Below are 18,010 nucleotides of genomic sequence, written 5' to 3' on the forward strand. Positions count from 1 at the left end.
CACCGCGGCGTCATGGCAGGGAGAGCGCGCTACGAATGAGGTTGAGGAGGAAGCCACGTACTTCCTCACTGCGAAGGATGACCACCAAGAGTCCGGCGAAGCCCACCGCGGCAAGCGTGGCGATTGCATATTCGGCCGTTGCCATCCCAAGCTCGGATCCCATGAGCCGCATCTTCGACCGTTTCGGAGCGGCAGAATCGTCGCTGGGCCGCGCACGGCCTGTTTCAACGCTGGAATGCAGGCGGTTTGGCAGCCGAACGGGCTTCCTTCCCGACGAGCCCGGGAACAGTTCAAGGACCTCGGCCTCCGGCCGAGGAAGGGATACTTGCGCAAGGGCCAGAGCGGTATGGGCGGTATCGACGGTTGCGTTCATTTCAGTTCCTTTCTTCGCGCCGGCTTGGCTGCCGGCCGTACTCCGACTCTTCCGTTGGCATCCGGGCTTCGAAAGGCCCCAAGTCTCCTAAGTGGAAAACTCGCTTCTGACCTTTCCTGTGGAGGGAAACTGGCATGTGCAGCAACGCTCAGGCCGACCCGGGCGGGGCTACCGGCTATCCCCTGGATTGAAGCGTGGCCAGCAGCACCAGGACGACGCCAAGACCGGGAGGCAACGAACACAAACCCAGTGGAATCAAGAGTTTCACTCCGAGCGCCGGGAGGGATTCAGAACCGGAGGAATCTCAATGATGTTGTCAGCGGGTTGCATAGGCTTGATCGGGTGTGCCGTGTCCGGCGTGACGTCCGAGGTGACGGGTGGTTCGATGAGTAGGCTCCGTAGCATGATGGGGACTTGGGGGAAAGCGCTAGGGTGTCGCAGTCTGATTAGCCGCGCACGGGCTTGGAGGGCGCGCCGGATGTCGTGGCAGCTGGCATGGCTGGCCATGGTGCCCGTCGCGCTGATAAGAGCTGGAACCCTCGCCGAAACGGACACCTTTTGGCAGGTCCGTGCAGGACTCCTCACCCTTGACGAGGGAACGATTCCCTCAACGGACCCGTTTTCGTGGACGGTCCATGGGCAGGCGTGGACGCTCAATTCCTGGGGCTTCAACGTCTTGGTGGCCGGGGCCTACCGGTTAGGCGAGTTGCCGGGGGTCGCACTGGCTTGCGCAGCGTTGTCCGCGGTAGCTTTCGGACTCGTCTTAGTCTTGGCTCGGCGGCTCGGCGCCTCTGCCGGCGTCGCCGGCACCTTACTTCTCTTGACGTCGCCGCTGCTGATCTCGTGGCTTTCGGCACGTCCCCAGCTGGTGGACTACATTGCGGTTCTGGCCCTTGTCTTCCTCCTTCACCGATTGGTGTCGGGCGACGCCTCCGCTTGGGTCCTGCCAGCTATCGGGCTCCTGACGATTGCGTGGGTCAACCTGCACGCTGGTGCGTTGCTCGGGGTCGCGATGATCGCGGCCACCACCGTGCTGGTGTTTTTCAGGAGCAGCACCCGGCATCGCGGCCCGTGGTGCCTCGGTGCACTGGTCATCGCCGGCGCCTGCGCGCTGGTCAACCCCTACGGGGTCCACTTGCTCGATCAGACCATGCATGTCCAATCTTCCTCCGCCGGGGTCGTGGCTGAGTGGCAGCCGATTAACCCCGCCGATCCCTTGCTGATGACCATGCTCATTCTCGGTCTTATCGCGCTGGCAGTTGCGGCGCGCCGCAACGACGTTGTTTTCACTGCAGCCATTGGTGTTGCCGCAGTCGCGTCCGTCACGGCAATCCGGATCCTTCCCATTCTCCTGCTGCTGGCGTTGCCGGTTCTCGTGTCATTCGCGTCGCACCGAGTTGTCCTGCAATACCTGCACAATCGCCGTGTCGTGTTCCTCCCCGCAGCTGTGGCCGGAGTCGCGGTAGTTGCGGTAATGGCGGTCATGAGCCTGGGACACGTCGGTCGTCCCGATCCGGCCCAGTATTCAAGCGCAGTCGTCCAAGCGATCCCACAGAACTGTAAAGTGTTCAATTCCTACTCGCTCGGCGGATTCATCATTCTGCAACGGCCGGATGTACAGGTTTCGCTTGATTCAAGGAACGACCTCTACGGCTCCCACCAGGTCCTGGCATCCAAACAGGTGCTGGACGGAATAGGCGACCTGAACCAGGAGCTGACCGGTGCAGACTGCGTCCTGGTGCCCCCAGCCAGCGGTTTGGCTCAGAGTCTGACCAGCAACCAGGCATGGGACCTCAGGGCAGCGGACACGGCGGCGGAACTATTCATACGCCGTTGAACCAGTCACGCGACGCCGGGCCTGCGCCCCATGAGCGGGGCTGCCGGCTATCCCCGGGACGGAAGCATGGCCAGCAGCACCGGGACGACGCCAAGACAAATGAAGGCAGGCAAGGAACACAAACCCAGTGGAATCACGAGTTTCACTCCGAGCGCGGCAGCGCGCTTTTCCGCCATCCTGAACTGTTCACGCCGGAGGCGAGCTGCCTGGGCATAAAGGATGGTCGAGGACGGCGCGCCGGTCAGGGCAGCGAACGTGAGCGCATCCTTTAGCTTGCGCGCTTCAACGCACAGCCGGCCCGGACTCCGCCATGCCGTCTCCCAGTCCGTTCCGATGTCGAGCGCAGCAACCACCGTCCGCAGGGCTCGGCCAAGCTGAGGGGAAGCGCACCCGGCGATCAACTCAAGGGCCCGTCCGAGCCCCGCCCCTGATTCGAGCATGGCAGCCACCAACTCCAGGATCATCGGCACATTGCGCAAGCCTTCCTGGCTTTCGGGATTCGGGTGAGCGCCCACCGCCTCGCTTCTACGAGCGTTCTTCAGCGGGCCGCTGCTCCCGGGCGTGCCGTTGCCCCCGGGTGAGCCGCGAAGCATCCGCAGGGCCGTGCGCCGCCAGGTTCTTCCCTGATACGCCAGCCCGAGAATTGCTGCGAAAATCAACGTCAGGGACACCGCGATGGCTGGGAAGGTCGAGCCCATCAGTCAACGCCCCGCTGCGGCATGCACCAATCGAGATGACCAGATCCTGCCGGTGACGGTCAGGACGCCCCCAGCCGCGAGGGCTGCCAATCCGACGCCGTTGGCCAGCAGGACCCCCAGCGGGTCCACACCAAGCATCATGCCCAACCCCAAGCCGAACACCGGCAGCCACGTCAGAAGGCGCACAGTGGCTTTCGGACCGGCCAACGCAGTTTGCCGCGCATCACCGGCGTCGTCCTCGGCCTCAAGCTGGGCGGCGAACCGGGTCAGCACGTCGGCTAAGGGACAACCACTCGCCTCCGACACATCCAAGCAGGCGGCAAGCTCTCCCCAGATTCTGCGTTCCACTGGGTTCCCGCCCTGAAGATCCTTCGCTGACGACACCCTGATGGCTCCGGCGACCGACGTCCCCATCATCGAGGCCGCCCGCGCAGCCGCGAGAACTTGGAGAGACCCAGACGACAACTTTCGTCGCGCATTGAGGACCTCCGGGTCGCCCGAACCAAGGCGGTGTTCCCCGCCTCCATGCACCATCCAGAGTTCCTCCCAGAGCCTCGACGTCGAACGGCCTCCCCGAAGGAGAGCGGCCAACTGCTGTACGAGTACCGTGAGCGGCAATGCGTCCGCGCGAGAGCGTCTCCGCAGCGTGCGCGCCTCAGCCCCGGCCCCGGCCGCTGCCGCAGCCGAGGGAGCATGCGGCAGGGCATGCACTACCCGTGTGCCAAGTCGCCAGGACGGTTGGAAGACGATCCACGCAGCGGCCGCCAGGACGAGGACGAGGAGTCCGCTCACGCGAGCGCCCCAAGGTGATCTGAACGGGAAATCGGTCCTTCTGACCCGGGCAGCGGCCCGGGCAACAGCCCGGGATCCAGCTCAAGACGCGATGCGAGGTCACGCCACGCGGGGCCGGCAACGGCGACACCCGCCCGCAGTTCGACAGCGGGCACGATCGATTGGCCTGACGCATCCTCCGCCAACAATCCAATGCAGGAAACTCTTCTGCCGGCCGGCGTCCGCTCGACATGAACCACTGCGTCCAATGCCGTTGAAAGCTGCAATTGAACGGCTTCCCGGCTCAAGCCGGCGAGCGCGCCCAACGCCACAAGCCTGGCCGGGACGGCGGAGGCAGTGTTTGCGTGGATTGTGCCACCGCCACCCGTGTGGCCGGTATTGAGTGCCGTCAACAGCTCACGGACTTCTGCACCGCGGCACTCGCCCACGATCAAACGGTCCGGCCGCATCCGCAGCGCCTGGCGGACGAGTTCGCCGAGGTCGAGTGCGCCACTGCCTTCAAGGTTTCCGTGCCTGGACTCAAGGGAGACGACGTGCGGGTGCACCGGGTTCAGCTCCGAAGCGTCCTCAATCAGGACGAGCCGATCGCGCGGGCCGCTCAAACCGAGCATCGTGGACAGCAGTGTGGTCTTCCCGGAACCGGTGGCCCCACTGATCAGGAAGCTCAACCTGTGGTCTACGATGGCCTGCAGCATCTGTTGGACCGGCATTCCGAACATGCCTCCATCACGCAGCTCATCCATGGAGAAGACCTCCTCGCGCCGGATCCGAACGGACAACAAAGTTCCGGCGGCGGAAATCGGAGGCAGCACTGCGTGCACCCGGTATCCGCCGTCGAGGCGGACATCGACGCACGGCGAACCGTCGTCCAAACGACGCCCACCGGCGGCCACGAGCCGGGAGGCCAAGGCCCGGATCTGAGGTTCGCCGTCGAAATGCACCCGTGCCCGTTCGAGCCCCTTGCCACGGTCGATCCACACAGAGTCCGGGCCATTCACGAAGATGTCCGTCACCGAGGCATCGCGTGCAAGCTGTTGGAGGGGTCCAAGTCCGCTCAGTTCGGCGCTGATCGATTCGACGGCGGCAAGCGCCCCTGCGGTTCCGAGCAGCCTTCCCGTAGCGTGGACGGCCGCTGCCACGCGCGATGGGGTGACCGGTCCGGCGTCGGCCATGACGGTTTCCCGCACAGTTTCAAGGAGCGCGGCGTCCACGAGCCGGGTATTGCGTCGGCGCTCGCCGCTTGGGAATGCAGGGGTACTCATGCCGCGCCGTCGTCGAGTAATTGGAGGACGGATTCCGCAAAGCGACGCACGGACTTGCGCTTGCCGAATTCCAGAAGGCGTCCAAGTTCAGCCGCCGCGGCAGTACCGCGGAGTTCGGGGAGCACCCCGTGAAGCGGCAGTCCCAGCGATTCGGCGATGAGGGGTCCGTCGAGCGCCGAACCGGCATCACCCCGGACCACCAGGGCTGTGTCCACGGGCGGCAGCTCCTGCAGAAGCCTGGCCGCAGCTACTGCCGCCCGGAGTTGGGCCGGTGCCACGAGAAGGATCCTGTCGCAGTCCCAGGCGAAGCCGCCAAGCGACTCTGTTCCGCGGCCGATGTCGACAATGACCAGTTCAAATCCCCGCCGCGCCGCATCAAGGACAGTCGCGACGGCTCCGGGCTCCACGTCTGGGGAACGGTCGCGACTGCCCGGCCAAGATAAGAAGGAGAATCCTCCGGCTATGGGCAGTGAGTCGCTCAGCTGCCCGGTGCCGATGCTGCCGCTGGCACCTGCAAGATCGGGCCAGCGCAGTCCGGGCGCATCTTCAGCGGCCAGGCAAAGCTCAAGGCCCCCTCCCCGGGGATCACCATCAACCAGCAGCGTCCGGACTCCGTGGACGGCCGCTTCCTGGGCCAGCCAGATGGCAGCCGTGGACGCTCCCGCACCCCCGCATCCTCCCGTCACCCCGAGCACCAGTCCTCCGGGGTCCGGATCACGGGACCTGCCGAGGTGCTCCGCCAACCAGGCTGCAGCTTCCGGCAATACAGCCACGCGTTCGGCCCCCAGCGCCGCTCCCAATTGCCACAAACTGTCCCCCTCGCCGTTGAGGCCCAGCAAGACGGAAGGTGCACGACGACGGGGCGGAAGTTCGCGGACATCGCTGCCAAGAAGCACAATCCCCGCGGTGTCCCACCTGGGCAAGGCAGCGGATGAATCGACGACTGTCCGGAGACTGACGCCGACGGCGGCCGCGATCCTTTCGGTTTCGGCCCGTAACCTGACATCCGCCGTCACCAAAAGGACTTCCCCGGAATTGGCAGGAAGCCAGGGCTCTCCGGACACCGGGTCCGGCTCGGCTCCGGACGATGGACCCGATCTTCCGGGCCGCGTGCGGCCACGTTGCAGCGCCGTCGGGCCGCGCACGCCGTGATACCCGACCCCGTTTCCCCGGCTGTTGTGGCTCCGCTCGAGATGTTGCCCGCTCATGAAGCCACTCTCTCCTTTCCGCCACGAGCGTTGAAGGCCCGTATAGGCGTATGTGGATAAGCAACGACAACAACCCCTGTGGGGGACGGGTCCCGCACCCCAGACGGAAGCACCCCGGACGGAAGCGGCACGGACGGAAGCACCCCAGACGGAAGCGTCAGCCGCATAGCGGACGGCAGCTGTCCGCAAAGTGCAAGGTTCCACGGATTCACAGGGCAGAATTGTCAGCATGTACCTGCTGCTCGCCGCCCATCCAGACGGCGCAGCCATTCAGGAAAGCAATGCTGCCGGAGTAGCCGTGGCGGAGCCGCGGGTCGTACGAAATGCCGATCTCGCCGGCGTCGTCAGCGTGTTGGAGAAGAGCCGTCCGCGCTGGGTCTGGAACCGGACCCAGGATTGGTACCCTGCGATGCTCCAATCCGGGGTGGAGCTGGAACGTTGCCATGACCTCACACTCTGCCGCGCCATCCTCGTCCATTCCGAGTTCACCGCCCACACGGAATACGCCCGCAGCGCGGAAAAACTCACTCAAGACGACGACATGCCGGTCCCGCCTCGGGTCCTCCAGCCTCCCCCGCCGCCCGCCGATCAGGACGCGCTGTTCGACGATCTGGTCCCACGAAGTACCCAGCCCGGGCTGGCCGAGATCCAGGCCGAGTTCGCGGCACAGCAACACGCGCTCGGCCAGGCCTCCAAGGAGGAAGGCCGGCAGCACCGCCTGAAATTGCTGCTCGCTGCGGAATCCGCCGGCGCGATGATCGCCGCCGAAATGCAGTTCACGGGTGTGCCGTGGCAGGAGGCGTTGCACGAAGACATCCTGGAAGGCCACCTCGGTCCCCGGCCTCCCGCCGGCCACCGGCCAGCACGGCTGGAGGCTCTCTGCAACGAGCTTCGCGGGATTCTGCAGTCTCCGAAACTGAATCCGGATTCACCCCAGGACCTCATGCGTGCCCTGCACCGGAACGGGATCGAGGTAAAGACCACCCGCCAGTGGGAACTCAAGGAATCCAAGCATCCGGCCATCGAGCCACTGCTGGAGTACAAGAAGCTCTCCCGCTTGTTCACTGCCAACGGCTGGTCGTGGCTGGACGCGTGGGTGAGCGACGGGCGGTTCCGTCCCGAGTACGTGGTGGGTGGCGTGGTTTCCGGACGTTGGGCGTCCAGGGGCGGCGGAGCGTTGCAGATTCCCCGCCAGATCCGGGGCGCGGTGCATGCCGACCCGGGGCACAAATTGATTGTCGCAGACGCCTCCCAGCTCGAGCCGCGGGTTCTGGTGGCACTAGCGCAGGACTCGAAGATGGCCGAGGCTGCGCGCGACAAGGACTTGTACGCGGGCATCGCCGCGCAGGGCTTCGGTGGCGACCGTTCGAAAGCCAAGATCGCCCTGCTCGGCGCAATTTACGGTGCCACCACGGGCGAGTCGGGTCGCCTCATGCCTCAGCTGACCCGCACTTATCCCCGGGCAGTCGGCTTCGTCGAACAGGCAGCCCGCGACGGCGAAGGCGGCCGCACCGTGACCTCAAGATTGGGCCGCAGCAGCCCGCCGCCGTCGGAACGCTGGATCCGCAGCCAGCAATCCACGACGGCGGAAGAACAGCGGCGTGCGGACAGCATCGCCCGCTCGCGGGGCCGTTTCACGCGGAACTTTGTGGTGCAAGGTTCCGCTGCGGACTGGGCGTCGTGCTGGCTTGCCGAACTTCGACGCCGGCTGCGTACCGCGCGTGCCGATGGCTTGCCTGCCGGGGAACTCGTGTTCTTCCTGCACGACGAGGTCATGGTGCACGCGCCTACAGAGTCGGTGGAAGCATGCATCAAGGCCATCGAAGAGGCCGCGGCCGCCGCGAAGGAGCTGCTGTTCGGGCGGGTCCCGGTGGAATTTCCGGTGAGCGTCGCCGTCGTCGATTCTTACGACAAAGCGAAGTAATCGGCGCTATTGCCCCGGGTGCAACAGCAGAGGACGATTGCCCCGTGGGACACAAAAGCCACGCACCGCTGGCTGCATACATCGCCTTCCAGCTGACCGAGTTGGAGGGACAATTACCGCTGATCGCAACGGCCGATCCGGAAGCCGTGCACAACGCCAGGCTTGCCCTTCGTCGGCTCCGTTCAGTCCTTAGCTGCTATCGCGGCATGGTCCCGAAACTCCCCCGGCCTGCCCGCGAGGAAGTCAGCTGGCTGGCAACTTCGCTCGGCGAGTCCAGGGACGCCTATGTCCTGGCGCAGAGAATACGGCTATCCCTCGACACAAAAAATTCCTGGAAAAGCCCCGAGGCCGTGCGCCTTGCCGTGGAGCAACTGGAAGCCTCCAGCGCCCGGCTCGCCGCTTCCCTTGGAGGCCACAAGCGCAGCGCACGCACTGTACGTGCCGCAAGGGCCGCGCTCTTGGAAGTCCCTGCCGCCGGGGAATACAAGCACCCGACGGCGGACCTCGCGGAGCGCCTCCAGGCAAGGTGGGAGCGGTTGCAGCACAGCCTCGCGGAGCAGGCGGGCAGCAGTGACCCGGACGTGCGTAACGCGGCGCTCCACCAGGCACGCAAAGACGTCAAATGCCTCCGCTACTCGGTCGAGGCAGTCGCGGATGCCTTCAGCCATCATGCTTCCGGGGTGATCCAGCCGGCGATCGGCCTGCAGCGGTTGTTGGGCGAACAGCATGACGCGGTCGTGGCCGGCGAATGGATCAAGGAACTGGCGAAAAACCCCGGCATTGACGCGGAAGATGCCCAGAGGCTGGAATCGATGGAAGTCCGGCGCAGACTCAACGCGGAGGAAGAGTTCCGGATGGCGATCGCCGAATATCCGGTGCCGGCGCCGAGGCGCGCACTGATCTTCTGAAGCCCGGAACCATAGCCCCCAACCGGGCCGAAAGCGAGTCAAAAGGCGGAATCGAACCCGGCATGACCCGGGCAAGTAATGTACCCCAAAGTAACTTCAGCGTCCCCGTTCTTCTCGATAGTCTCGAGTTATGGCTTCCGAAGTGAGGAACGCCACAGTGCAAGGACGCGCGAACTGTGCGAGGCAGTAACCAAGGGGGAACAGCAACGATGGCTGGACGATTCGAAATTCTCAAAGACGGCGAAGATGGCTACCGGTTTCGGTTGACCACTGCCGATGGAACCCTGGTGGCGGAATCGCCGCGGTTCAAACACCTGAAAGCCGTCGTCGCCGGAATCAACGCAGTGCGTGAAAATGCCGCTACGGGCATCGTCGTGGATCGCTCAAACACGGCCCGACGCGCAGCGTAGCTGGAGCCGGCTGCGCGGCCCGAGGCGCACGCAGTAATGGCGAGAGGCTAGATCTCGATTTCAAGCAGGCGTTCCGTGTCCCACGGAACAGTCCAGCCCAAGGCGTCGAACAGCCCGCTGAGCACCATCCCGGTGAAACCCCAGACCACAAGTCCGTTGACTTGGAAGACCGGGCTCGAGAAGGTCCGGCCGAGCCGCGTGAGCGTCCCGGTATATCGGTTGTCGGGATCCAGGAGGTCACGCACAGGAACACGGAACACTTGCGCGGATTCGGCGTAGTCCACTACCCTCACGGGCGACGGCGACGCCCACCAAGCCAGGACCGGAGTGACCACAAAATTGCTGCGGATCAGGCCGAGTTCAGGCATGACGCCGAGCACCTGCACGCCGCCACTGTCCAGGCCGGTCTCCTCCACGGCTTCCCTGAGGGCTGCCGCCACGGCTGACTCGTCCCCGGGGTCGATACTGCCGCCGGGGAACGCCACCTGTCCCGGATGGTCGTCCAGGGTGTGGGCGCGTTCCAGGAGCAGCACGTCCAGATCCGCCGGGGCCACCGGTTTCGCGGATTGGGCCGGAACGTCGTCCAAGACGCCGAAGAGCATGAGCACGGCCGCTTTCCGTGCCTTGTCCGGATCGACGGTTGCAGCGGCAATCCTCGGATCAGGGCCGGGATGCAGGCCCGAATCGATCCTGGTGATGAGGCTGACGAGGTCCTCGAGCGCGGTCATGCCGGTCTCCTTTGCGATTCCATCCGAATCTCCGCCGCGCGATGGGTCTCGGCCAGCAATTTCGCAAGAAGCACTTCGTTGCCTGGCGCCAATTCGTACTTGAGCAACTTGGCCGCTTTGACGGGATCCTTTTCGCCTTCGCCGAAACTTGGGCACCAGTTGGCCACCGCACACGCTCCACATGCCGGCCGGCGCGCATGGCAAACCCTGCGCCCGTGGAAAACCACGCGGTGGGACAGCATGGTCCAGTCCCTGGGCTCGAACAGCTCCGCAACGTCGAACTCGATCTTCACCGGATCCTCGGACGTCGTCCAGCCGAACCTGCGCGCCAGCCTGCCGAAATGCGTGTCCACAGTGATTCCCGGAACGCCGAACGCGTTGCCCAACACCACATTTGCCGTTTTGCGCCCGACGCCGGGAAGCGTCACGAGATCCTCCAGCCGGCCGGGAACCTCGCCGTCGAACTCGTCCACCAAGCGCGTGCTCAGTGCCAGGACGTTCTTTGCCTTGGCACGGAAGAAACCGGTGGGCTGCAGGATCGCCTCCAGCTCGGCAAGCTCGGCCTCGGCCATGCTCCGTGCATCCGGATAGCGTGCGAACAGGATCTTGGTGACCTGGTTGACCAGCACATCCGTGGTCTGGGCGGACAGCACCGTGGCCACTACCAGCTCGAACGGGTTCCGGAAATCAAGCTCAGCGTGGGCGTAGGGATAGAGCTCAGCAAGCGCTTTGTTGATTTTGCGCGCGCGCCGCTTCAAAGCCAGCGGGGTTTCGACGACGGTGTCCACGGCGGGCCGGGCTAGCCGCGTTCGATGTGGCTGAGATCGCGCAGGACGCCCACGCTGCCGTCAGTATCCTGCACGAGGAATTCCTCGCCGCGGTCTTCGAGGGCCAGGACCCACGCGCCCGGTTCGATGGTGAAGGCGGGCATGCCCGTGTGCTCGTCGACAACGACGCGGGGATGGGCCACGGCGAACCAGAATGCCTCGTAGCCCGAATCGTGCTCGGATTCGTCCTTTCGCGTGGCTGGGTCAACGGTGGCGCCGATGGGCTCGTGTTTCCGGGGCTGATCGACCGTGCCGATGTGCTGGGTAGCGGCCCCGACTCCCATATTCGGGCCGCCGACGATCGGCGTAGCCATAGTGGCAGTAGGAAGGTGCTTGGGCTCCTCGGGCGTAGGCGTGTTCGCATGCGCGTCCCGCGCGCGGTCGGCAACTGGAGCCTCTGCGGATTCGGCAGGTACGACGGCGGCGGGCACGGCTGCCGCGACGGCGGCCGCCTCGGTGGCCGCGGCCTCAGGGGCAGCGGCCTCAGGGGCAGCGACGGGTGCGGCGGGGGTCTCTACGGGTGCCGGGCTGGCAGGCGCCGGCTTGGGCTTGGCCGGCTTCGGCACCGCAGGCTTGCGGGTTGGAACGGCCGATTCCCGGGCCACAACGTGAGCTGGCTGTTCTGCCCGGTCCTGGAAATCGTCGCGGAGGAGCGGCAAGTGGGGAGCCAGGACCGTCGCTGCCAGAAGACCTAGCGAGCCGATAAGTCCGACGAGCACGAAGACGGTAAACGCGCCTGCAGCGGACAGGAAAAACAGGGTCAGGGCGAACGACGCCACGACCGAAGCGAACTGGTCGGTCGAGAGCGAACCGATTCTCACGATGTTCCCCGGCTGCAGGCGACGGGCAACGAACAAGGCGGTAACTACGAGGGGAAGAATGATCCCGAGTGCCAGGAAGAAAAGGTTGTCAAGGTTCCACAGGTTGTAGCGCCCGCCAAACATCGGCAAGAGGGACCCTACGAACATCAGGAGGGTGGAGCCGAAAACGGTCAGGTCCCGGATAGTGAATGGACCCAGCACGGCCTGGTACTTCGGGGAGGTCATGCTGCCGGGCTCTGGCGCCCCGGATCCAGCTGCTGCTTCGGGGGCCGATCCAGGCGCGATTGCACCGTATTTCGGACCTTGGCTCGTCTGGTTCATATGCAAATCTCCTTTGTACGGCGGTGCCCGGTACGCTGCCACCCGAGGCTGTACCCCGTGTTTTCGGGCCCCGCCAAGCGGCAAGTTTTCGCGTCTCCAGACGCCTTCAGCCTATGCCACGCGTCTGACAGTCCACTAGTTGGCACGGGCGCGGAGGCAGGCATGCTGCGCCGTAATATTCCCCGCGGTGGGCGCCAGGCGAAAGCCTTCAGCGCCGTTCGGCGCGAATCACCAGCCGCTCACGGTCCGGATTGTGACCGCGGACACCTGTTGTCGGCTCAAAACGCTAAGGTGGGTTCCGGAAAAGCTCTTTGCGGAATCCCGTGAGGCGCCGCAGCCCAACGTCGTGCAAGATTGGCAGGTGGGGCGGCCCCGCTACGGGACAACCGCGCGGCAGAGATCGATGAATGATGAGGTTCACATGTCCCAGGACGCCAATGGATCGACGACCACCGCTGCACCCGGATCTGACGGGGCAGGCAACGGCGACGCCCTCGAAAATCTTCTCCATGAGAACCGGAAGTTCGCGCCCACCCCTGAGTTCGCCGCCAACGCGGTAGTCGGCGCCGAAGTCTATGAGGAAGCGAATGCGGACCGTCCCGCGTTCTGGGCGAAGCAGGCCCGGGAACTGCTGAGTTGGGACACGGACTTCACCGAGGCCCTGGACTGGTCCGACCCGCCGTTCGCGAAGTGGTTCGTCGGCGGGCAGGTCAACGCCGCGTACAACGCCCTGGACCGGCACGTCGAGAACGGTCTCGGTGACCGGGTGGCCATCCATTTTGAAGGCGAACCGGGCGACACCCGCTCCTACACCTACGCCCAGCTCACCGACGAGGTGAAGAAGGCCGCGAACGCGTTCGAGTCCCTCGGCGTGGCCAAGGGTGACCGGGTGGCCGTGTACCTGCCGATGATCCCGGAAGCGGTGATCACGATGCTGGCCTGCGCACGCATCGGGGCCGTGCATTCGGTGGTGTTCGGCGGCTTCTCCGCCGATGCCCTGCGTTCGAGGATCGATGATGCCGAGGCCAAGCTCGTGGTCACCGCGGACGGCACGTACCGGCGCGGCAAGCCCAGCCCGCTCAAGCCGGCAGTGGACCAGGCCCTGTCCAGGGAGGGACATTCGGTCCGGAACGTCGTGGTGGTCAAGCGCAACGGCGAACCCGTGGACTGGCACGAGGGGCGGGACCACTGGTGGGAGGACACCGTCGGCGCCGCCTCGGGCGAGCACACCGCCGTCGGGCATGACGCCGAACACCCGCTCTTCATCCTCTACACCTCCGGGACCACGGGCAAGCCCAAGGGCATCCTGCACACCACCGGCGGCTACCTCACCCAGACCGCGTACACGCACAAGGCGGTCTTCGACCTGCACCCGGAGACGGATGTGTTCTGGTGCACCGCCGACGTCGGTTGGGTCACCGGCCACTCCTACGTCGCCTACGCCCCGCTCGTCAACGGCGCCACCCAGGTGATGTACGAGGGCACCCCGGACTCCCCGCACCAGGGCCGCTGGTGGGAAATCGTGGAGAAGTACAAGGTTTCCATCCTCTACACCGCCCCCACGGCGATCCGGACGTTCATGAAGTGGGGCCGGGAGATCCCGGGCAAGTACGATCTGTCCTCGATCCGGGTCCTGGGTTCGGTGGGTGAGCCCATCAACCCCGAGGCCTGGATGTGGTACCGGGACGTCATCGGCGCCAACGCCGGCAAGAACGGGGAAAAGAAGGATCACCCTGCCCCGATCGTGGACACCTGGTGGCAGACCGAGACCGGCGCCCAGATGATCGCCCCCCTGCCCGGGGTCACGGCGACCAAGCCAGGCTCCGCGCAGGTGGCGCTGCCGGGCATCGCGATCGACGTCGTGGACGAGGCCGGAGAGTCCGTCCCCGACGGGCACGGAGGCTACCTCGTGGTCCGCGAACCCTGGCCCGCGATGCTGCGCGGCATCTGGGGGGACCCGGAACGGTTCAAGGACACCTACTGGTCCCGCTTCGAGGGCATGTACTTCGCCGGGGACGGGGCCAAGAAGGACGAAGACGGCGACATCTGGCTCCTGGGCCGGGTGGATGACGTCATGAACATCTCCGGGCACCGGCTCTCCACCACCGAAATCGAATCCGCGCTCGTGTCCCACCCCTGGGTGGCGGAGGCCGCCGTCGTCGGGGCCTCCGACGAAACCACCGGCCAGGCCGTGGTCGCGTTCGTGATCCTGCGCGGGGACGCAGTAAACGACGGCGACGCCACCGTCGCCGAACTGCGCAACCACGTCGGCAAGGAAATCGGCCCCATCGCCAAACCCAAGCACATCCTCGTGGTTCCCGAACTGCCCAAGACCCGCTCGGGCAAGATCATGCGCCGCCTCCTCAAGGACGTTGCCGAAGGCCGCGAACCCGGTGACGCCACCACCCTCTCCGATCCCACCATCATGGCCCAGATCGCGCAGTCGCTGAAGAAGTAGGCTCACGCCCAAACCACGCGGCGCCACGCCACTACGCAAGGGCGGCGGTTCTCTGCAAAGAGGACCGCCGCTTTTTGTGTCAAAAACCCTCCGTCGCAAGGATGTTATATTTAGTTCTTTCATGTTCTCTTTTGAGCGGTTATAGTCGAGTTCTACGTGAGAAAACTCACAAGCACCACGCTTTCAAGGGAGAGAACATGGCAGCGAATCTTGACCCGTTCCAGTCGGCCCACAACGCTGGCCCTGGACGCCGCACCATCCTGAAGACGCTCGGTATCGGCGCTGCGGGGCTCGCCGGCATTCCGCTGCTGGCTGCCTGCACCGGTGGCTCCGGGCCGGCTCCCGGGGCCTCCTCGAACAGCCTGACCTTCGGCTCGGGCTCCTCGGACGATGTTCCCAAGGCCGCCTACAAAGCCGTGACCGATGCCTTCACCAAGAAGTCCGGCATCACGGTGGCCACCAACGTCGTCCCGCACAACGACTTCCAGAACAAGATCAACTCCTACCTCCAGGGCAGCCCGGACGACGCCTTCACTTGGTTCGCCGGCTACCGCATGCAGTACTACGCGGGCAAGGGCCTCCTGGCTCCCGTGGATGACGTGTGGGCAACGATCGGCAGCAACTTCTCCGACGCCATGAAGAAGGCCTCCACCGGGCCCGACGGCAAGATGTACCTGGTCCCCAACTACAACTACCCTTGGGGCTTCTTCTACCGGAAGAGCTTCTGGGCCGAAAAGGGCTACGCAGTCCCCAAGACGTTCGATGAGCTGAAGACCTTGGCCACCAAGATGAAGTCCGACGGCATCATCCCCATCGGCTTCGCCGACAAGGACGGCTGGCCCGCCATGGGCACCTTCGACTACATCAACATGCGCCTCAACGGCTACCAATTCCACGTGGACCTGACCGCCCACAAGGAAAGCTGGGACCAGAAGAAGGTCAGCGACGTCTTCGACACCTGGAAGGCCCTCCTGCCGTTCCAAGACCCCAATGCCCTCGGCCAGACCTGGCAGGACGCGGCCAAGGCCCTCGAAGCCAAAAAGACCGGTATGTACCTGCTGGGTTCGTTCGTGACCCAGCAATTCACGGATCCCGCCGTACTGGCGGACATCGACTTCTTCCCGTTCCCGGAAATCGCCGTGGAAGGCACCGACGCCGTCGAAGCCCCCATCGACGGACTGCTCCTGTCCAAGAAGGGCGGCGACAACAAGGCGGCGCACGACTTCCTGGCGTTCATGGGATCCGCCGAAGGCCAGAATGCCTACTCAGCCGTGGATGGCTCCAACATCGCCACCGTCAAGGGCGCCGACACGTCGAAGTTCACCCCGCTGAACAAGAAGTGCGCGGACACCATCGCCAATGCCAAGTACATCAGCCAGTTCCTGGACCGTGACGCCCTCCCTGCCATGGCCAACAACGTAATGATCCCCGCGCTGCAGTCCTTCATCAAGGACGGCACCGTGGACGTCAAGAACCTTGAAGCGCAGGCCAAGACCCTTTACGCAGCCCAGTAGCTGAAGGAATCCCCATGAGTACTACCGCCGAGAAACCGGCAGCACCGGACAGCGAGCCCGGTGCTGCCAGGCGAACGATTGCCGGCAAGAGCCGGCCCGGCACCGGCAGGCGGACCCGCAAAGCAGGCAGGGTCCGCCGCCTCACCCGCCGCGACAAATTCATCCTCGCGATCATGGTGGGCGTGCCTACCCTGATCCAGCTCCTGCTTGTCTGGCTGCCCACGCTCTTCTCCATTGCGCTGAGCTTCACCCGCTGGAACGGCCTGGACCTGAAGGACATCAAGGCCGCAGGGACGGACAACTACCGATACGTGGTCCAGGACTATCCTCCGTTCTGGCCGGCCATCCAACACAACGTCCTCTGGCTCGTCTTCCTGGCCCTGATCGCGACGCCCCTCGGCCTGCTGCTGGCCGTGCTCCTGGACCAGAAGATCCGCGGCAGCAAGATCTACCAGAGCATCTTCTTCACACCCGTCATGTTGTCCCTGGCCCTCATCGGCATCATCTGGCAGCTGTTCTACAACCGGGACAGCGGGCTGCTGAACTACCTCCTGGGCACGGCGGGCACACCGCAAGCCGTGGACTGGTTCGGAAATTCCAACGTCAACATCTGGGCGGCGATGGTTGCGGCAACCTGGCGTCACGCGGGCTACGTCATGATCCTGTACTTGGCCGGGCTGAAGGGCGTGGACCCCTCGCTGAAGGAAGCGGCGTCGATCGACGGCGCCAACGCGGCGCAGACGTTCTTCCGCATCGTCTTCCCGGCAATGCGCCCCGTGAACATCGTGATCGTGGTGATCACGATCATCGAGTCGCTGCGTGCCTTTGACATTGTGTACGTCATCAACCGAGGGACCAACGGGCTTGAATTGATCAGCGCCCTGGTGATCCAGAACTTGATCGGCGAAGGCCAGGTGATCGGAGTCGGTTCGTCCCTCGCGGTGATTCTCCTGGTCATCTCGCTGATTCCCATCGTCTTCTACCTCATCCGCACCTTCGGCAAGGAGAGCAAGGCATGAGCACCCTCGCCAACCCCATCCCGCGCACGGCAGCCGCAGGCGGAACCCGGACCTCCGGGAAGCGCCACTACGGGACCCATATTTTCCTGACTGTCATGGCAATAATGTGGCTGATTCCGCTGGGTTGGTCCTTGTTCACGGCGTTGCGTCCCAAGGCGGATACGGACAAATACGGCTACTTCAGCCTTGGCGGCACCTTCAATTTCGACAACTTCATCCAGGCCTGGACCCAAGGCGGATTCTCGAAGTACCTGCTGAACTCAGTGATCATCACGGTCCCGGCGGTGCTCCTGACCCTGTTCTTTGCCTCGATGATGGCATTCGCCGTCTCCAGGGTGAGTTGGAAGTTCAACGTCACCCTCCTGATCATGTTCACCGCCGGCAACCTCCTGCCCCCGCAGGTCCTGGCAGCCCCGTTGTTCGAGATGTTCAAACACGTCACGCTGCCCTACTCCTTCAGCGATTCGGGCAACCTGCTCAACACCTACATCTCGGTGATCGCGGTGGACACTGCGTTCCAGATCGGTTTTTGCACCTTCGTGCTCTCCAACTACATGAAGGCCCTCTCGTCCGATCTGACGGAGGCCGCACTGGTGGACGGTGCCGGGATCTGGCGGCAGTACTGGAATATCATCCTGCCGTTGTGCCGTCCGGCCCTCGCTGCGCTCGGGACCCTGGAAGTCATCTTCATCTACAACGATTTCTTCTGGCCGCTGCTCTTCATCCAAAGCGGCAACCGGCTGCCGATCACTACCGCCATCAATAACCTGCAGGGCGAATTCCTCAGCAACTACAACCTGCTGGCGGCCGGCGCCACCATCACCGTGATACCCACCCTGATCATCTACCTCGTGCTGCAGCGCCAATTCGTGGCCGGTCTCACGCTCGGTTCCAGCAAAGGATAAACCGC

The 18,010-nt window shown here is 64.6% G+C and carries 16 protein-coding genes; 8 read left to right on the forward strand and 8 right to left on the reverse strand.

Features of this window, described 5'->3' with window-relative positions; translation table 11 throughout:
* Nucleotides 1–10: 10 nt before the first annotated feature.
* Entirely contained in the window at nucleotides 11–373 is a 363-nt protein-coding gene (locus ABEA18_RS09105; RefSeq protein WP_345449026.1) for a DUF4244 domain-containing protein, read from the reverse strand.
* A 478-nt stretch (nucleotides 374–851) separates the two neighbouring features.
* Here ABEA18_RS09105 and ABEA18_RS09110 point away from each other — a divergent pair, with 478 nt between their 5' ends.
* Nucleotides 852–2,210 (forward strand): hypothetical protein, encoded by a 1,359-nt coding sequence (locus ABEA18_RS09110; protein WP_345449027.1) that lies wholly within the window; start codon nucleotides 852–854, stop codon nucleotides 2,208–2,210.
* A 47-nt stretch (nucleotides 2,211–2,257) separates the two neighbouring features.
* Here the strand turns inward: ABEA18_RS09110 and ABEA18_RS09115 are convergent, their stop codons facing one another.
* From ABEA18_RS09115 to ssd, 4 genes are read right to left on the reverse strand one after another with little or no spacing between them, the layout of a single operon-like run.
* On the reverse strand, nucleotides 2,258–2,908 hold the full coding sequence (locus ABEA18_RS09115) for a type II secretion system F family protein (protein WP_345449028.1): 651 nt from the start codon (nucleotides 2,906–2,908) through the stop codon (nucleotides 2,258–2,260).
* A gap of 3 nt (nucleotides 2,909–2,911) precedes the next feature.
* The gene (locus ABEA18_RS09120) at nucleotides 2,912–3,700 is read right to left on the reverse strand and encodes a type II secretion system F family protein (protein ID WP_345449029.1); all 789 of its coding nucleotides are present in this window, start codon (nucleotides 3,698–3,700) and stop codon (nucleotides 2,912–2,914) included.
* Nucleotides 3,697–4,962 carry a TadA family conjugal transfer-associated ATPase gene (locus ABEA18_RS09125; RefSeq protein ID WP_345449030.1) on the reverse strand — a complete coding sequence of 422 codons (1,266 nt, stop codon included), beginning with the start codon at nucleotides 4,960–4,962 and terminating at the stop codon, nucleotides 3,697–3,699. The genes ABEA18_RS09120 and ABEA18_RS09125 overlap by 4 nt, the downstream gene beginning before the upstream one ends.
* Nucleotides 4,959–6,170 carry a septum site-determining protein Ssd gene (gene ssd, locus ABEA18_RS09130; protein ID WP_345449031.1) on the reverse strand — a complete coding sequence of 404 codons (1,212 nt, stop codon included), beginning with the start codon at nucleotides 6,168–6,170 and terminating at the stop codon, nucleotides 4,959–4,961. Before ssd ends, ABEA18_RS09125 begins: the two co-directional genes overlap by 4 nt.
* Before the next feature lie 229 nt (nucleotides 6,171–6,399).
* Here ssd and ABEA18_RS09135 point away from each other — a divergent pair, with 229 nt between their 5' ends.
* From ABEA18_RS09135 to ABEA18_RS09145, 3 genes are all read left to right on the forward strand, one after another.
* Nucleotides 6,400–8,094, forward strand: a complete 1,695-nt coding sequence (locus tag ABEA18_RS09135; RefSeq protein WP_345449032.1) for a bifunctional 3'-5' exonuclease/DNA polymerase — start codon at nucleotides 6,400–6,402, stop codon at nucleotides 8,092–8,094.
* Nucleotides 8,095–8,138: 44 nt separating this feature from the next.
* On the forward strand, nucleotides 8,139–9,002 hold the full coding sequence (locus tag ABEA18_RS09140; RefSeq protein ID WP_345449033.1) for a CHAD domain-containing protein: 864 nt from the start codon (nucleotides 8,139–8,141) through the stop codon (nucleotides 9,000–9,002).
* Nucleotides 9,003–9,211: 209 nt separating this feature from the next.
* Nucleotides 9,212–9,412 (forward strand): YegP family protein, encoded by a 201-nt coding sequence (locus ABEA18_RS09145; protein ID WP_345449034.1) that lies wholly within the window; start codon nucleotides 9,212–9,214, stop codon nucleotides 9,410–9,412.
* Between the two features lie 47 nt (nucleotides 9,413–9,459).
* Here the strand turns inward: ABEA18_RS09145 and ABEA18_RS09150 are convergent, their stop codons facing one another.
* Genes ABEA18_RS09150 through ABEA18_RS09160 form a run of 3 tightly spaced genes read right to left on the reverse strand, consistent with a single transcriptional unit; the run spans nucleotide 9,460 to nucleotide 12,109 of the window.
* Complete coding sequence (locus ABEA18_RS09150; RefSeq protein WP_345449035.1) at nucleotides 9,460–10,140, reverse strand: NUDIX hydrolase; 681 nt, start codon at nucleotides 10,138–10,140, stop codon at nucleotides 9,460–9,462.
* Nucleotides 10,137–10,928 carry an endonuclease III gene (gene nth, locus ABEA18_RS09155; RefSeq protein ID WP_345449036.1) on the reverse strand — a complete coding sequence of 264 codons (792 nt, stop codon included), beginning with the start codon at nucleotides 10,926–10,928 and terminating at the stop codon, nucleotides 10,137–10,139. The genes ABEA18_RS09150 and nth overlap by 4 nt, the downstream gene beginning before the upstream one ends.
* Before the next feature lie 11 nt (nucleotides 10,929–10,939).
* Complete coding sequence (locus ABEA18_RS09160) at nucleotides 10,940–12,109, reverse strand: MFS transporter (RefSeq protein WP_345449037.1); 1,170 nt, start codon at nucleotides 12,107–12,109, stop codon at nucleotides 10,940–10,942.
* 421 nt (nucleotides 12,110–12,530) lie between these two features.
* On the opposite strand from ABEA18_RS09160, the gene acs reads away from it, so the two are divergent.
* The 4 genes from acs to ABEA18_RS09180 all read left to right on the forward strand — a co-directional run bounded on the left by acs (nucleotide 12,531) and on the right by ABEA18_RS09180 (nucleotide 18,005).
* Nucleotides 12,531–14,567, forward strand: a complete 2,037-nt coding sequence (gene acs, locus ABEA18_RS09165) for an acetate--CoA ligase (RefSeq protein WP_345449038.1) — start codon at nucleotides 12,531–12,533, stop codon at nucleotides 14,565–14,567.
* 197 nt (nucleotides 14,568–14,764) lie between these two features.
* Nucleotides 14,765–16,081, forward strand: a complete 1,317-nt coding sequence (locus ABEA18_RS09170; protein ID WP_306873382.1) for an ABC transporter substrate-binding protein — start codon at nucleotides 14,765–14,767, stop codon at nucleotides 16,079–16,081.
* A 14-nt stretch (nucleotides 16,082–16,095) separates the two neighbouring features.
* Entirely contained in the window at nucleotides 16,096–17,100 is a 1,005-nt protein-coding gene (locus tag ABEA18_RS09175) for a carbohydrate ABC transporter permease (RefSeq protein WP_345449039.1), read from the forward strand.
* Nucleotides 17,097–18,005: a carbohydrate ABC transporter permease gene (locus tag ABEA18_RS09180; protein ID WP_345449040.1), complete on the forward strand. Its 909-nt coding sequence runs from the start codon at nucleotides 17,097–17,099 to the stop codon at nucleotides 18,003–18,005. Before ABEA18_RS09175 ends, ABEA18_RS09180 begins: the two co-directional genes overlap by 4 nt.
* The last annotated feature ends 5 nt before the right edge of the window (nucleotides 18,006–18,010 follow it).

Source organism: Arthrobacter gyeryongensis, from assembly GCF_039543785.1.
GTDB lineage: Bacteria > Actinomycetota > Actinomycetes > Actinomycetales > Micrococcaceae > Arthrobacter > Arthrobacter gyeryongensis.

What these genes read in the sequence shown, in the direction of transcription:
- ABEA18_RS09115 (WP_345449028.1), bottom strand. Translation starts at nt 2,908, where the DNA reads ATGGGCTCGACCTTCCCAGCCATCGCGGTGTCCCTGACGTTGATTTTC.
- ssd (WP_345449031.1), bottom strand. Translation starts at nt 6,170, where the DNA reads ATGAGCGGGCAACATCTCGAGCGGAGCCACAACAGCCGGGGAAACGGG.
- ABEA18_RS09110 (WP_345449027.1), top strand. Translation starts at nt 852, where the DNA reads ATGTCGTGGCAGCTGGCATGGCTGGCCATGGTGCCCGTCGCGCTGATA.
- acs (WP_345449038.1), top strand. Translation starts at nt 12,531, where the DNA reads ATGTCCCAGGACGCCAATGGATCGACGACCACCGCTGCACCCGGATCT.
- ABEA18_RS09145 (WP_345449034.1), top strand. Translation starts at nt 9,212, where the DNA reads ATGGCTGGACGATTCGAAATTCTCAAAGACGGCGAAGATGGCTACCGG.
- ABEA18_RS09180 (WP_345449040.1), top strand. Translation starts at nt 17,097, where the DNA reads ATGAGCACCCTCGCCAACCCCATCCCGCGCACGGCAGCCGCAGGCGGA.
- ABEA18_RS09170 (WP_306873382.1), top strand. Translation starts at nt 14,765, where the DNA reads ATGGCAGCGAATCTTGACCCGTTCCAGTCGGCCCACAACGCTGGCCCT.
- ABEA18_RS09160 (WP_345449037.1), bottom strand. Translation starts at nt 12,109, where the DNA reads ATGAACCAGACGAGCCAAGGTCCGAAATACGGTGCAATCGCGCCTGGA.
- ABEA18_RS09175 (WP_345449039.1), top strand. Translation starts at nt 16,096, where the DNA reads ATGAGTACTACCGCCGAGAAACCGGCAGCACCGGACAGCGAGCCCGGT.
- ABEA18_RS09150 (WP_345449035.1), bottom strand. Translation starts at nt 10,140, where the DNA reads ATGACCGCGCTCGAGGACCTCGTCAGCCTCATCACCAGGATCGATTCG.
- ABEA18_RS09135 (WP_345449032.1), top strand. Translation starts at nt 6,400, where the DNA reads ATGTACCTGCTGCTCGCCGCCCATCCAGACGGCGCAGCCATTCAGGAA.
- ABEA18_RS09105 (WP_345449026.1), bottom strand. Translation starts at nt 373, where the DNA reads ATGAACGCAACCGTCGATACCGCCCATACCGCTCTGGCCCTTGCGCAA.
- ABEA18_RS09125 (WP_345449030.1), bottom strand. Translation starts at nt 4,962, where the DNA reads ATGAGTACCCCTGCATTCCCAAGCGGCGAGCGCCGACGCAATACCCGG.